At 69.4% G+C, this 14,789-nt stretch carries 10 protein-coding genes; all 10 read left to right on the forward strand.

Annotated elements, in window-relative coordinates; translation table 11 throughout:
- Positions 1-264 precede the first annotated feature (264 nt).
- Positions 265-1,389, forward strand: coding sequence for a glutamine-hydrolyzing carbamoyl-phosphate synthase small subunit (carA, locus tag AB0917_RS19585; protein ID WP_366820853.1), 1,125 nt, complete (start codon positions 265-267; stop codon positions 1,387-1,389).
- Entirely contained in the window at positions 1,389-4,688 is a 3,300-nt protein-coding gene (carB, locus tag AB0917_RS19590; protein WP_366820854.1) for a carbamoyl-phosphate synthase large subunit, read from the forward strand. Before carA ends, carB begins: the two co-directional genes overlap by 1 nt.
- A 25-nt stretch (positions 4,689-4,713) precedes the next feature.
- Positions 4,714-5,715 (forward strand): 2,3-diaminopropionate biosynthesis protein SbnA, encoded by a 1,002-nt coding sequence (gene sbnA, locus AB0917_RS19595; protein WP_366820855.1) that lies wholly within the window; start codon positions 4,714-4,716, stop codon positions 5,713-5,715.
- Entirely contained in the window at positions 5,702-6,706 is a 1,005-nt protein-coding gene (gene sbnB / locus AB0917_RS19600; RefSeq protein ID WP_366820856.1) for a 2,3-diaminopropionate biosynthesis protein SbnB, read from the forward strand. Before sbnA ends, sbnB begins: the two co-directional genes overlap by 14 nt.
- On the forward strand, positions 6,703-8,382 hold the full coding sequence (locus AB0917_RS19605) for an FAD/NAD(P)-binding protein (protein ID WP_366820857.1): 1,680 nt from the start codon (positions 6,703-6,705) through the stop codon (positions 8,380-8,382). The genes sbnB and AB0917_RS19605 overlap by 4 nt, the downstream gene beginning before the upstream one ends.
- 35 nt (positions 8,383-8,417) lie before the next feature.
- Positions 8,418-9,986 carry a carbamoyltransferase C-terminal domain-containing protein gene (locus tag AB0917_RS19610; protein WP_366820858.1) on the forward strand — a complete coding sequence of 523 codons (1,569 nt, stop codon included), beginning with the start codon at positions 8,418-8,420 and terminating at the stop codon, positions 9,984-9,986.
- Between the two features lie 106 nt (positions 9,987-10,092).
- Positions 10,093-13,263: an amino acid adenylation domain-containing protein gene (locus AB0917_RS19615; protein ID WP_366820859.1), complete on the forward strand. Its 3,171-nt coding sequence runs from the start codon at positions 10,093-10,095 to the stop codon at positions 13,261-13,263.
- Entirely contained in the window at positions 13,256-14,062 is an 807-nt protein-coding gene (locus tag AB0917_RS19620) for an alpha/beta fold hydrolase (RefSeq protein ID WP_366820860.1), read from the forward strand. The genes AB0917_RS19615 and AB0917_RS19620 overlap by 8 nt, the downstream gene beginning before the upstream one ends.
- Before the next feature lie 8 nt (positions 14,063-14,070).
- On the forward strand, positions 14,071-14,745 hold the full coding sequence (locus AB0917_RS19625) for an MFS transporter (RefSeq protein WP_366820861.1): 675 nt from the start codon (positions 14,071-14,073) through the stop codon (positions 14,743-14,745).
- Positions 14,742-14,789, forward strand: a 48-nt coding sequence (locus tag AB0917_RS19630; protein WP_366820862.1) for a hypothetical protein, incomplete at its 3' end; no start/stop codon positions are given. The genes AB0917_RS19625 and AB0917_RS19630, both read left to right, overlap by 4 nt.

Genomic DNA, 14,789 nt, shown 5'->3' on the forward strand with positions numbered 1-14,789 from the left:
AGGCCGCCGCCCGCCCGTTCCCCCTGTCACGAGCCGCAACCCCCGCCCTCACGGCAGCAGTTGCCGGACCGGCCTCTCCGGCTCCGGGCACCCATCGGTGGGCCGACGACGTCGGCTGGAACACCGGCGGCGCATTCTCCGGGCGCGTCTGCTAGCAGAACCCTCCCAACGCCCGGTCATACCCAGTGGTTCCCGCGCGGGACGCGGCCACTGCATGTCCGCACGTCTGGACCGAATCCGTTCAACGGCTAGGAGGAGGGAACGATGAACATGTCCGAGAAGCGGGCTGCGCTGGTACTGGAGAACGGGAAGTTATTCTGGGGAAGGGAGTTCGGGGCCCTTGGTTCTTCCCTCGGGGAAGTGGTATTCCAGACCGGAATGACGGGATATCAGGAAACGCTGACAGACCCTTCGTACCACGGTCAGATCGTTGTGCAGACTTCCCCGCAGATCGGCAACACGGGGTGGAACGACGAGGACAGTGAATCGGCCCGGATAAGTGTGGCCGGTTATGTGGTGCGCGACCCCTCCCGGATCGCCTCCAATTGGCGGTCGCGGCGAGAGCTTGACGACGAGCTGATTCACCAGGGTGTCGTCGGGATCGCCGAGATCGACACCAGGTCCCTGACCCGGCATATTCGCGAGGCCGGAGTGATGCGGGCCGGAGTGTTCTCGGGAGAGGCACTGACCGACCCGGATTCCATGACCGAACAGGTGCTGACCGCTCCGCGGATGGCCGGCGCCCATCTCGCGGCCCAGGTCGGCACCGCGCGGCCCTACGTCCACGAGGCGGTGGGGACCCGTCGCTTCCGGGTGGCCGCACTGGACCTCGGGGTGAAGACCAACACCCTGCGCATGCTGGCCGACCGGGGCATTCAGACGCACGTGCTGCCCCCGACCAGCACGCTCGACCAGATCCTGGAGACCGAGCCGGACGGGGTGTTCCTGTCCAACGGCCCCGGCGACCCGGCGGCCATGACGGAGGCGGTCGCCCTGACCCGGGCCGTGCTGGAGCGCCGTATCCCGCTCTTCGGCATCTGCTTCGGCAACCAGATCCTCGGACGGGCGCTGGGCCGGGAGACGTACAAGATGCGCTACGGCCACCGGGGCATCAACATCCCGGTCATCCACGCGGCCGACGGCCGGGTGTCGATCACGTCGCAGAACCACGGGTTCGCCGTGGAGGGCGAGGCCGGGGAGAACTTCGACACCCCCTACGGCCGGGCGCTGGTCTCCCACCACTGCCCCAACGACGGTGCCGTGGAGGGCCTGCGCTGCCTGGACGTGCCGGCCTTCTCCGTCCAGTACCACCCCGAGGCCGCGGCCGGTCCGCACGACGCGGCCTCCCTCTTCGACCAGTTCACCACCCTGATGAGCGGGGACCGCTGATGCCGAAGCGTACGGACCTCAAACATGTGCTGGTGATCGGTTCCGGACCGATCGTGATCGGGCAGGCGTGCGAGTTCGACTATTCGGGCACCCAGGCATGCCGGGTGCTGCGCGAGGAGGGCATCCGGGTCAGCCTGGTGAACTCCAACCCGGCGACGATCATGACCGACCCGGAGTTCGCCGACGCCACCTACATCGAGCCGATCACACCCGAGTTCGTCGAGAAGATCATCGCGCTGGAGCGCCCGGACGCGATCCTCGCCACCCTGGGCGGGCAGACCGCGCTGAACTGCGTCGTCGAACTGCACGAGCGGAACGTGCTGGACAAGTACGGCGTCGAGCTGATCGGCGCGGACGTCGAGGCCATCGCCCGCGGTGAGGACCGGCAGCGGTTCAAGGACATCGTGGCCTCCGTCGGGGCCGAGACCCCGCGCAGCGCCGTCTGCCGGACGATGGACGAAGTGCGCTCCACCGTCGAGGAGTTGGGGCTGCCGGTGGTGATCCGGCCCTCCTACACCATGGGCGGGCTGGGCTCCGGGATGGCGCACACCCCCGCGGAACTGGAGTCCCTGGCCGGGGACGGACTGGTGCAGAGCCCGCTGGGCGAGGTGCTGATCGAGGAGAGCGTGCTCGGCTGGAAGGAGTACGAGCTCGAACTCATGCGGGACCGCAACGACAACGTCGTGGTGGTCTGTTCCATCGAGAACGTCGACCCGATGGGCGTGCACACCGGCGACTCGGTCACGGTGGCACCGGCGATGACCCTCACCGACCGCGAGTACCAGCACATGCGCGACGTGGGCATCGACGTGCTGCGCGCGGTCGGCGTCGACACGGGCGGCTGCAACATCCAGTTCGCCGTGCACCCCGCCACCGGCAGGCTCGTGGTCATCGAGATGAACCCGCGGGTGTCACGGTCCTCCGCCCTGGCCTCGAAGGCGACCGGCTTCCCGATCGCCAAGATCGCCGCCAAGCTGGCGATCGGCTACACCCTGGACGAGATCCCCAACGACATCACCGGTGAGACACCGGCCAGCTTCGAACCCACCCTCGACTACGTGGTGGTCAAGGTTCCCCGGTTCGCGTTCGAGAAGTTCCCCGCCGCCGACGCGACGCTGACCACCACCATGAAGTCCGTCGGCGAGGCGATGGCGATCGGCCGCAACTTCGGCGAGGCCCTGGGCAAGGCGCTCCGGTCGATGGAGTCCACCGCGGCCGGCTTCTGGACCGTGCCCGACCCCGAGGGCGCCGACGCGGCCACCGCCCTGGAGGCGCTGCGGACCCCGCACGACGGGCGGCTGTACACCGTGGAGCGGGCGCTGCGGCTCGGCGCCACGGTCGCGCAGGTGCACGAGGCCTCGGGGATCGACCCCTGGTTCGTCGACCAGGTCCTGGCCCTCGTCGAGCTGCGCGAGGAGCTGCTGAACGCCGGGGCCCTGGACGCCGACCTGCTGCGCCGGGTCAAGAGGACGGGCTTCTCCGACCGCCAGATCGCCGAGCTCCGGCCCGAGCTGGGCGGCGAGGACGCCGTGCGCGCCCTGCGTCACCGGTGGGGTGTCCGGCCGGTCTACAAGACGGTGGACACCTGCGCCGCCGAATTCGCCGCGACCACGCCGTACCACTACTCCGCCTACGAGACCGACCCGGCGGCGGAGTCGGAGGTGGTCCCGCGGAGCGAGCGGCTGCCCAAGGTGCTCATCATCGGCTCCGGGCCCAACCGCATCGGGCAGGGCATCGAGTTCGACTACTCCTGCGTCCACGCGGCGCTGAGCCTGCGGTCGGTGGGCTACGAGACGGTCATGGTCAACTGCAACCCGGAGACCGTCTCCACCGACTACGACACCTCCGACCGGCTCTACTTCGAGCCGCTGACCTTCGAGAACATCCTCGAGGTCTACCTGGCCGAGTGCGAGACCGGGGACGTGGCCGGGGTCATCGTGCAGCTGGGCGGCCAGACACCGCTCAAGCTCGCCAGGCGGCTGGCCGAGGCGGGACTGCCCATCGCGGGCACCTCACCGGCCGCCATCCACCTGGCCGAGGACCGCGGCGCCTTCTCCGAGGTGCTGGACGCCGCCGGACTGGCCGCGCCGCGCAACGGCATGGCCGTCTCCTTCGAGCAGGCCAGGACCGTCGCCGACCGGATCGGCTACCCGGTCATGGTCCGCCCCTCGTACGTGCTCGGCGGGCGCGGGATGGAGATCGTCCACGACGAGGAGGCGCTGGCCGCCTATGTCGCGCAGGCCACCGAGGTCTCGCCCGAACGCCCCCTCCTGATCGACGAGTTCCTGCTCGACGCGATCGAGATCGACGTGGACGCGCTGTGCGACGGGCGCGAGGTCTACCTCGGCGGCGTGATGGAGCACATCGAGGAGGCCGGGGTCCACTCCGGTGACTCGGCCTGCGCGCTGCCCCCGATCACTCTGGGCCGGGCCGACATCGACACGGTCCGCGCCCACACCGAGGTGATCGCGGCGGGGCTGGGCGTACAGGGCCTGCTGAACATCCAGTTCGCGCTCAAGGACGGCATCTTCTACGTCCTGGAGGCCAACCCGAGGGCCAGTCGCACGGTGCCGTTCGTCTCCAAGGCGACCGGAGTCCCGCTGGCCAAGGCCGGCGCGCGGATCATGCTCGGTGCCACCGTTGCCGAACTCCGTACCGAGGGCATCCTGCCCGCGGCCGGGGACGGGGGCTTCCGGCGGCCCGGCTCGCACATCGCGGTCAAGGACGTGGTCCTGCCGTTCCACCGCTTCCGTACGCGCGGCGGCGAGGGCATGGACAGCCTGCTGGGACCCGAGATGAAGTCCACCGGAGAGGTCATGGGCATCGGCTCCGGCTTCGACGTGGCCTTCGCCAAGGCCCAGCTGGCCGCCGGTTTCCCCCCGCCGCTCTCGGGCCGGATCTACGTCTCCTCCGCCCTGGAACACCTTCCGCGGGTGCTGCCCTCGCTGCGGACGCTGAGGGGCTACGGCTTCGAGATCAGCGCCGAGGCCGGTACCGCGGAGCTGCTGACGGTCGCCGGGTTCCTCCCCGACGGGGTGGTCGAGGCCGGCTCCCCGGAGCCGACCGTCGGCTGGATCCGCGACAACGAGATCAGTTTCGTCATCAGTCTCGCGGCGCACGGAGTGAGCCGCGGCAACGACCGGGAGATCCGTACGGCGGCCGCCCAGCACTCCGTCCCCTATGTGACGACGGCTTCCGGACTGCTGGCCATGGTCAGGGCCATCAGGGCCAGGAACCGAATGGAATTCGAGGTGAGCTCACTTCAGGAGCTGCAGGCACGCAGTCGCAGGCACAGCTGAGGCACAATCCCTACTCCCTTCGGGAATGAAGTTGATTGCTGAGCATGTCTATGATCTTATCCTGGACGACATATACCTACGGGTCTCCGGGATCGATGACCTGAACCGGCTCTATTTCAAGGTCGAAGGATTCAATCCCGGCGGCTCGATCAAGATGAAGACCGCCCACGGGCTCATCCAGGCCGCCGAGAACTCGGGACGCGACCTGACCGACCTTCGGCTCATCGAATCCACATCCGGGAATCTCGGAATTTCCCTCGCCGTCATCTGTGCGGCGAAGGACTACCGGCTGACCCTGGTGACCGACCCGAATTCCAATGCGACGGCCGTGGCCATCATGCGCGCCCTCGGAGCGGAGGTCGTGGAAATCACCGAACGGGACGCCAACGGTGGCTTCCTGGGTTCCAGGATTTCCTACATACAGCAGTTGCAGGCCGCTGACCCGAATGTCTACTGGCTCAACCAGTACGAGAATCCGACCAACCCCACGGCACACGAACAGGCCACCGCGCCCTCCATGCTCAGGGAGTTCGGCAAGGTCGACTACCTCTTCCTGGGAGTGGGGACCGGCGGCACCCTGATGGGCTGCATCGACTACTTCCGCCGCCGCAGCCCGCAGACCCGCATCATCGCGGTCGACACCGCCGGCTCGGTGAACTTCCAGGCCACCTCGGGGCCCCGGCACATCCCGGGGCTCGGCACCAGCCAGCGACCGCCGATCCTGGACAACCAGGCGCCCGACGAGGTCCTGCTGATCCCCGAGTGGGAGACGGTGCGCGAGTGCCGCTGGCTGGCCAAGAACTCCGGTCTGCTCGCGGGCGGCTCGACCGGCACGGTCCTGGCCGCGATCCGCCGTCTGGCCCCCCAGATCCCGTCGGACGCGACCGTGGTGGCGATCTCACCGGACCTGGGCGAGCGCTACCTGAACTCCGTGTACGACGACAAGTGGGTGGCCGACCGGGGTCTGGACAAGGCCCACTTCGCTGATGGACAGCTACCCGAGGAGGAGCTCGATGTTCTCGTTTGATGTGGTGCCCGGCAAGGTCGTCAAGGACATCCTCGACAGCTCGGCGGCCCAGGTCGTCGACCTGGTCGAGGACGCCTATCTGCGTCACGACGCCGGCAAGACGGTCAACCCGGACAGCTACTTCCTGCGCTTCCCCGAGAAGCCGGACGCGCGGATCATCGCCCTGCCCGCCTCGATCGAGCTGCCCGAGGACCACGCCGTCGGGATCAAGTGGATATCCAGCTTCCCCGGGAACGTCGCTGAGGGCATACCGCGGGCCTCGGCGGCGCTGATCCTCAACGACTACGCCACCGGCTACCCGAAGGCCCTGCTGGAGGCCGCCAACATCAGCGCGGTCCGCACCGCCGCCTCGGCCGCGGTGGCGGCACGGGCGTTCGCCCGGCATGTGACCCCGGACGGCCACGTCTCGTTCATCGGCGCCGGTGTCATCGCCAGAACCATCCTCCGCTACCTGGTGGCCACGGACTACCCGCTCCGGTCCGTCGAAGTCTTCGACCTGCACGCCGAGTCGGCGCAGAACCTGGCCCGCTTCGCGACCGAGGAGCTCGGGCTCACGGCCAAGGCGGTCGGCTCGCTGACCGAGGCGCTCACCGCCCAGACCGTGATCACCACCACCACGGCCGGCACCCCGTACATCGGGCAGCTGCTCCGCCCCGGCCAGGTGGCGCTCAACATCTCCCTGCGCGACTTCCAGCCCACGGTCATCCTCGCCGCCGAGAACTACTTCGACGACGTCGAGCACTGCATGAAGGCCAACACCTCCCCGCACCTGGCCGAACAGGCCACCGGGAGCCGCGACTTCGTCAGCGGAACCCTCGCGGACGTGCTCAAGGGGCGGACCCAGCCGCAGGCCCAGCGCGGGCTGGTCTTCTCCCCGTTCGGCCTCGGCGTGCTGGACCTCGCGGTCGGCCAGTACGTCCTGGGCGCGGCCCGCGAGCAGGGCCTCGCGGTGGAGATCCCGAACTTCTTCGGCGAGACGAGCCGCTGGTGACTCCCGTACGCATAGCCGTGATCGGCGTCGGCCCGCGCGGCCTCTCGGCGCTGGAGCGGGTCATCAGCCACACCCTGCAAGACGGCCCGCCCGTCGAGCTGCTGCTGATCGAACCCGGTGAGCCGGGCGTCGGCATGCACGATGTCAAGCAGCCGGACTACCTGCTGCTCAACACCATCGCCTCGCAGCTGACCATCTTCTCCGACGAGCGGATGACCCCGGGGGCGCCGGTCACGCCCGGACCCGGGTTCTTCGACTGGTGCCAGGAGCACCACGGACCCGTCGCGTTCGACGACTTCCTGCCGCGCCGGCTGCTCGGCGAGTACCTCCAGTGGGCCGCCGGGGAGCTGCTGGACCGGGCCTCGGCCTCGGACCGGCTGACCGTACGCCGCGTGCCGGCGGTGGCCGCCGCTGTACGCCCGGACGCCGAAGGCGCCACGGTGACGCTCGCCGACGGTGTGGAGCACCGTGTCGACCTGGCGGTCGTCACCACCGGCCACGGGGTCGCCCAGAGCCCCCCGGCCGCGACGGACGGCTTCATCGCCATGCCGTACCCGCTGCCCGACCAGGTGGACAAGATCCCCGAGGACGCCACGGTCGCCCTGCTCGGCACCGGGCTGAGCGCCATGGACGTGATCGCGGCGCTGACCGTGGGGCGCGGCGGCGAGTTCACCGAGGACGGCTACCGGGCCTCGGGCCGTGAGCCGCGCATCGTCCTGGTGAACCGGGCCGGCCGGCTGCCCTGCGCCCGGCCCGCCACCACGCGGGACCGCCGCGCCGCACCGGCCGCGTTCCTCACCCAGGCCGCCGTCGCCGAACTCCGCGAGCGCACCGAGGACGGCCGCCTCGACTTCCGGCGGGACATCGAACCGCTGATCCACCGCGAGGCCCTCGCCCGGATGGAATCGGCCGCACCGGAGGAGATCGCGACCGTCGAGCGGATCCTGCGGCCGGTCGGGGAGAGCGCGCCGAGCTACGACGCCTACGTGGCGGAGCTGGTCGCGCGGGCGTCGGCGGACCTGCGGGAGGCCGAGCGGGGACTGGGCGCCAGCGCGGTGAAGGAGGGCCTGGAGATCCTCCGCGACCACCGCGACGGAGTGCGGGCGGCCGTGGACCCGCCGGGGCTGACGGAGGAGTCGCACCGCTACTTCATGGGCGAGTACGTCCCCCTCGTCAACCGGACCGTGATCGGCCCGCAGAAGGAGCGCATCCACGAACTGCTCCAGCTCATCGCCGCCGGAGTCGTCGTGCCGGGCCCCGGACCGGCGCCGGAGGTGGCCCGGGACGGGGACGGCTGGACGATCGCCTCGACGGCGCTGGACCGGCCCCACCGCATCGGGGCCGACGTGGTGATCAAGGCCAACATGGACTGGCCGGTTCTCGACCCCGAGGTGGACCCCGTCGCCTGCTCGCTGCGCGACTGGGCCGCCCCCGGCCCCCAGGGGGCGCTCCGCCTGGACCGTGACGGGTTCGTCGTCCCGCGCGAGGCCTCCGGTACCCGGCGGTCGGTCGCCGTCTTCGGGCCGCCCGCCGAGGGGGCCAGCTACTACAACCACTACGTGCCGTCACCAGGCGTCTGGTCCCGTGCCCTGACCGACCTCGACCGCGTCCTCGGGCCCGTGCTCGGCACCGGACGTGTCACCGGCCGCCCCGACGGCGACCGGCCGGCGCAGTAACCCGAAATCCCTTTTAAGGAAAGGTTCTCCCACACATGTTGATCCTGGGTTTCAAAGAGGGCCATGACGGCGGAGTCGTCGCCATCGAGGACGGCAAGCTTCTCTTCGCGCTGGAGGCGGAGAAGGACAGCTTCCCGCGGTACGACCGGCTGACCGCCGAGGTGATCACCCGGGCCGCCGGGATGCTGGACCGCCAGCCCGACGTGATCTCGCTGAGCGGCTGGGTCAAGGGCTTCCACTCCGTCGAACCCAAGCTGCGGGCCGGCTACTTCGGCGTCGGCGAGGGCTCCATACAGGACGACCCGGGCAAGTGGTTCGGCAAGGACGTCCGGATCTTCTCCTCGACCCACGAGCGCTCGCACATCATGACCGCGTACGGGATGGCTCCCGCCGCCACCGGCCAGGCGCACTACTCCCTGGTGTGGGAGGGCAGCATCGGTGACTTCTACCGGATCGACGAGGCCGGCGAGGTCACCCACCTCAAGCACGTGATGACCGACCCGGGCAACAAGTACGCCTACCTGTTCTCCCTCGCCGACCCCAAGCACCCGGCGGGCAAGGGCTACTTCAACTACAGCCACGCCGGCAAGCAGATGGCGCTGACGGCCTTCGCCGACGACTCCCCGATGACCAGGGAGGAGAAGGAGACGATCGACTTCATCCTGAAGCAGGACGGCATCGTGCTCGGTGTCTCCAAGGACGAGATGACCTGGTCGCACCTGTACAACATCGGTGTCGAGTCGCAGGCGTACCGCAACGCCGCGGCCAAGCACTCCGACGCCATCTTCGGGCGGTTCTACGACTACGCCGCGAAGAACCTCACCGAGGGGCTGCCGCTGCAGATCTCCGGCGGCTGCGCCCTGAACTGCAACTGGAACGCCGAGTTCCGGCAGAGCGGCCTGTTCGAGTCCGTCTTCGTGCCGCCGTGCCCGAACGACAGCGGCGCGGCGCTCGGCACGGCCATCGACGCCCAGCTGCACTACACCGGCCAGGCGGCCATCGACTGGGACGTCTACGCGGGCGAGGAGTTCCTGGAGGACGTCCAGCCCGACCCGGCGAAGTACGAGGTCCGGCCGCTGGTCGCCGCCGAGGTGGCCCGCTTCCTGGAGCAGGGCAACATCATCGGCTGGGCCCGCGGCCGCTACGAGATGGGTCCGCGCGCGCTCGGCAACCGGTCCATCCTGGCCGCGCCCTTCACGGAGGAGACGACCGTACGGCTCAACACGATCAAGGGACGCGAGGGCTACCGCCCGATCGCCCCGATCGCGCTGGAGTCGGACGCGGACAAGTGGTTCGTCGGTTCGGTCCACGACCCGTACATGCTCTTCTTCAACCGGGTGACCACCGAGGAGCTGAAGGCCGTCACGCACATCGACGGCTCCGCCCGCACCCAGACGGTCACCCACGAGCGGAACGCGGGCATCGCGACCCTGCTGGAGGCGTTCCGCGACATCACCGGGTTCAGCGTCCTGTGCAACACCTCGCTGAACTTCAACGGCCGCGGGTTCATCAACGCGACCAGCGACCTCCTCCAGTACGGCGAGGAGCACGGTCTCGACGGCTACGTCATCAACGACACCTTCGTCACCCGCCGTAAGGGCTGACCACCCCCCCGTTCACGACGAGCACTTGCGGTGCCGCACCCAAAAGGTGACGCGGCCACCGCAAGTGCTGCGTTGTTGTTATCCGATCGCACAGAAAGTCGCACTCATGACCACATCGACCGAAGCCCTGCGCCGGGCGCCGCTCTCGTTCGGCCAGGAACAGCTCTGGTTCCTCGACCAGCTGACCCCCGGTGTGACGGCCTACAACATCCTTCTCGCCTCCCGCCTGCGCGGCCCGCTCCGGATCGATCTGCTCCGGCGCAGCCTCACGCTGGTGGTGGGCCGGCACGAGGCCATGCGCGTGACGATCCACGCCGATGAGGGCGGCACCCCCTACCAGGTGGCGGCGGAGGCCTCCGAGGTGGACCTGCCGGTCGTCGACCGGACCGGGCTGGACCCCGAGGCCCAGGAACGCGTCATCCAGGAGACCCTGGGCGAGCTCTCCGGCAAGCCGTTCAACCTGCAGGAAGGGCCGCTCTACCGCTACAGCGTGCTGAAGCTGGCCGACGACGACCACGTCTTCGTGCAGAACCTGCACCACATCGCGACGGACGGCTGGTCCTCCGGCATCGTCAACGCCGAACTGACGGCGGCGTACGACGCCCTGCTGGCCGGCCGCGAGCCGGAGTTCGAGAAGCCCGGCTCGCAGTACCTGGAGGTGGCCCGCGCCCAGCGCGAGCACATGCGGGGCGAGGTGCTCAAGGAGGAGCTGGACTTCTGGGCCGAGAAGCTGGCCGACCTGCCCACCCTGGAGTTCCCGACCGACCGGCCCCGGCCCGCGACGGCGACCCGGGGCGGCGGCGCCGTGGTCGGGGAGTTCCCGGCGGAGCTGCTGGAGCGGGCGCGGGCGCTGGCCAAGGAGCACGGCGTCTCGCTGTACATGGTGCTCTCGGCCGCGCTCAACGTGGTGCTGAGCCGCTACACCGGCCAGGAGGACATCCCGGTCGGGGTGCCGATGCTCAGCCGGACGGAGGTCGAGCTGGAGGATGTGGTCGGCCTCTTCGTCAACATGGTGGTCTCGCGCTCCGACGTGTCGGGCGACCCCACCTTCGCCGAGCTGCTGGAGCGGACGCTCGACGCCAACCTGGACCTCTACGAGCACCAGGAGGTCCCCTTCCACCTGATCGTCGAGCGGGTGCAGCCGGAGCGGGTGGCCGGCCGCAACCCGCTGTTCCAGGTGTCCATGCAGCTGCTCGGCGCCGCCAACTCCGGTGGCAGCGTGTCCTTCTCCGGTCTCACCAGCGTGCCGGTCAGCCCGCCCGGCGCCTCCTCGCGCTTCGACATGGCGATCGACTTCGTCGAGTCCGGTGACACGCTCAAGGCGTTCGTCGAGTACTCCAAGGACCTGTTCGACGAGTGGCGCGTCAAGGCCCTGCTCGGCCACATCGAGACGGTGCTGACGGCCGCGGTGAAGGACGCCTCGCTGCGCGTCTCCCAGCTTCCGCTGCTGACCGACGCCGAGCGCGACGAGGTCTTCGCCATCGGCAAGGGCGAGGACGCCGAGTACGCCGAGGACGCCCTGCACGTCGGCTTCGCCAAGATCGCGCGGGAGACCCCCGACGCGGTGGCCGTGGTCTGCCGCAACGTCGAGATCACCTACGGCGAACTCGACCGGCAGGCCGACCGGCTCGCCCGCCACCTGCGCGGCCTGGGCCTGAAGCACGGCCAGGTGGTCGCCACGGTGATCGACCGCGACGTGGACGCGTACGTGGCGATGGTGGGCATCCTGAAGGCGGGCGGCGCCTTCGCGATGATGGACCCGAAGCTGCCCGCCGCACGCCTGGACTACATGATCCGCGACACCGCGGCCCCGGTGGTGCTGACCCGCTCCACGCTGGCCGACCGGCTGCCGGAGCCCTCGGGCTGGGCGCGGGTGCTGATCGACACGGACTGGCCGCAGATCGAGGCCGTCCCCGCCGACGAGCCGCTGGAGGAGTGGGCGACCCGCGAGTCCCTCGCGTACGTCCTCTACACCTCGGGCTCCACCGGTACGCCCAAGGGCGTGATGATCGCCCACCGCGCGGTCTCGTTCTTCTGCGAGGCCTACCGGCGCACGTTCGACTTCGGCCCCCAGGACCGGCTGTTCCAGCTGCCCGCGCTGAACTTCGACATGTCGCAGGGCGAGATCTGGACGGCCTTCCTGGTCGGCGCGCGGGTGGTGGCGGTGTCGCCGGAGGACGCCCAGTCCCCGGAGGCGCTCACCGCGCTGCTGCGGGACCAGAAGGTGACCTACGCGGGCCTGCCGCCCGCGATGCAGTCGGTGATGGAGCCCGAGCCGTACCCGGACCTGAAGTACGTCATGGGCGGCGCCGAGGTGCTCCCCCCCGAGCTGGTCAACAAGTGGAACCTGCCGGGCCGCAAGTACCTCAACCTGTACGGTCCGACGGAGTGCGCGATCGGCCAGACCGAGTACCACGTGGAGCAGATCGAGTGGACGACGCCGCCGCCGATCGGCCGCCCCCAGCTGAACCGTCAGGTCTACGTCGTCGACCCGCAGAACAACCTGGTGCCCAAGGGCGTCTACGGTGAGCTGCTGATCGGCGGCAAGGAGGGCGGGCTGGCCCGCGGCTACCTGAACCAGCCGGAGATGACGGCGGCCAAGTTCATCCAGGACCCGTTCGACCCCAGCAGCAAGGTCTACCGCAGTGGTGACCTGGTGCGCTGGACCGAGGGCGGCCAGATCGAGTTCCTCGGCCGCATGGACAACCAGGTCAAGCTGCGCGGTCTGCGCGTGGAGCTCGGCGAGATCGAGACCGCGCTCCAGTCGCACCCCGGCATCCTGCGGGCCGTGGTCCTGATGCGTCCGGACCGGCGCGGTGAGAACCGGCTGGTGGGCTACTTCACCTCGGTGGACAAGGCGCCGGACATCGACGAGCTGCGCAGGCACCTGGCCGAGTCGCTGCCGGAGTACATGGTGCCCACCGCCTGGGTGCCCCTCGACGCGTTCCCGATGAACAACGACGGCTGGAAGATCAACCGGAACGCGCTTCCGGAGCCGGCGGACGAGGACGGCGACCGCGACTTCACCGCCCCCCGGACCCCGACCGAGGAGCAGGTGGCCGCCGTCTTCGCCGACGTACTGGCCCTGGCGCAGGTCGGCGCCGACGACAGCTTCTTCGACATCGGCGGCAACTCGCTCCAGGCGCTGAGGGTGGTGAGCCGGATCAACAAGACCCTCAAGATCCGCATCAGCGTGCGCCTGCTCTACGGCAACGCCACGGTCAGCGGCATCTCCACCGTGATCGACGAGCTGATCGAGGCGAAGGCCCGTGGCTGACCTGGACCGCATCGTTCCCCTGCGGACCGAGGGCGACCGGACACCGCTGTTCTGCGTGCACGCGGTGTCCGGCTCGGCGTACTCGTACGCGGGCCTGGCCCGGCTGCTCGACGAGGGGCGGCCGGTGTACGGGTTCGAGGCACCCGGGTTCGACAACGACCGCACCCCCGTGCGGTCGTTGCCGGACCTGGCCGACGAGTACACCGAGATCCTGCGGGAGTTCCAGCCCAGCGGCGCGTACCGGCTGATGGGCTGGTCGCTGGGCGGTCTGCTGGCGCACGAGATGGCCAAGCGGCTGACGGCGGCCGGCGAGAAGGTCGCCAACCTGATCATGGTGGACACCGGTCTGCCGGTGGTGGCGCCGCTCCCGCCGGAACGCGACATCCTCATCCGCTACATCCGGGACATGATGGGGCTGGAGGAGGAGCCCGCCGCGCTCAAGGAGCTCTTCGCCAAGTGGCCGTCGGACATCGCGCCCGACACCGTCTTCGAAGCCGTCGAGGAGTCCGGGCTGCTGCCGGAGGAGTTCGACGCCTACCTGCTGGCCGGTCAGTACGACGTCTTCCGGTCGCATCTGGAGGGCTTCTACTCCATCGACGTCACGGGGGGCTACGACGGGCCCGCGATCCACATCCTGGCGGGCCGGTCGGTCGCGGAGGACATGCCGTGGAAGCGGCTGATGCCCGGCCTCCGCGAGTACACCGTCCCCGGGACGCATCACACCATCTGGAACGGCGAGAGCCTGGTGACCCTGACCCGGATCATCCAGGACGCGCTCGACTCCGAGAACTACGGTTAGGGGCATCGATGTCGGTCACATCCGACGAAACCGGGAGCGAAGCCGACGAACCGGTCCGGAGTCTCTGGCACCACCAGGACTTCCTGAAGTTCTGGGTCGGCGAGACGGTGTCGCTGCTCGGCACCCAGGTCACCAACCTGGCGCTGCCGCTGACCGCGATCTACGCCTTCAACGCCAGTGACGAGCAGGTCGGCTTCCTGCGCTTCCTGCAACTCGTCCCGTACATCGGCTTCGCCCTGCTCTTCGGAGTCTGGGTGGACCGGGTCCGGCGGCGGAACGTCATGCTCGCGACCAACCTGTTCCGGGCGGTGCTGATCGGGCTGATCCCCGTACTGCACTGGCTGGACGTCCTCAACATGCCGGTGCTGCTGGTGATCGCCTGCGCGCTGGGCACCGCCTCGTGTCTGTTCGACGTGAGCTGGATGCCGTTCGTGCCGACCCTGGTCAAGGATCCCAAGCACTACGTCGAGGCCAACGCCAAGATGGGGATCAGCCAGTCGGTCTCGGACGTCGCCGGGCCCGGTATGGCGGGTGTCCTGGTCTCCGTGCTGACCGCTCCGGTGGCACTGATCGCCAACGCGGGCTCGTACCTGTTCTCGACGTTCATGCTGCTGCTGGTGCGCACCCGGGAAGCCGAGCACTGGACATGGCCCAGGCCCGTGCCGCATTCCTGGCCAACATGAGCCACGAGATCCGCACCCCGCTCAATGGCCTGCTGGGCATGATC

This window comes from Streptomyces sp. NPDC007346, from assembly GCF_040703535.1.
Taxonomy (GTDB): domain Bacteria; phylum Actinomycetota; class Actinomycetes; order Streptomycetales; family Streptomycetaceae; genus Streptomyces.

Bases quoted from the DNA above. Each gene is read 5' to 3' on its own strand.
- AB0917_RS19615 (WP_366820859.1), top strand. From the start codon at position 10,093: ATGACCACATCGACCGAAGCCCTGCGCCGGGCGCCGCTCTCGTTCGGC.
- AB0917_RS19625 (WP_366820861.1), top strand. From the start codon at position 14,071: ATGTCGGTCACATCCGACGAAACCGGGAGCGAAGCCGACGAACCGGTC.
- AB0917_RS19610 (WP_366820858.1), top strand. From the start codon at position 8,418: ATGTTGATCCTGGGTTTCAAAGAGGGCCATGACGGCGGAGTCGTCGCC.
- sbnA (WP_366820855.1), top strand. From the start codon at position 4,714: ATGAAGTTGATTGCTGAGCATGTCTATGATCTTATCCTGGACGACATA.
- sbnB (WP_366820856.1), top strand. From the start codon at position 5,702: ATGTTCTCGTTTGATGTGGTGCCCGGCAAGGTCGTCAAGGACATCCTC.
- carA (WP_366820853.1), top strand. From the start codon at position 265: ATGAACATGTCCGAGAAGCGGGCTGCGCTGGTACTGGAGAACGGGAAG.
- carB (WP_366820854.1), top strand. From the start codon at position 1,389: ATGCCGAAGCGTACGGACCTCAAACATGTGCTGGTGATCGGTTCCGGA.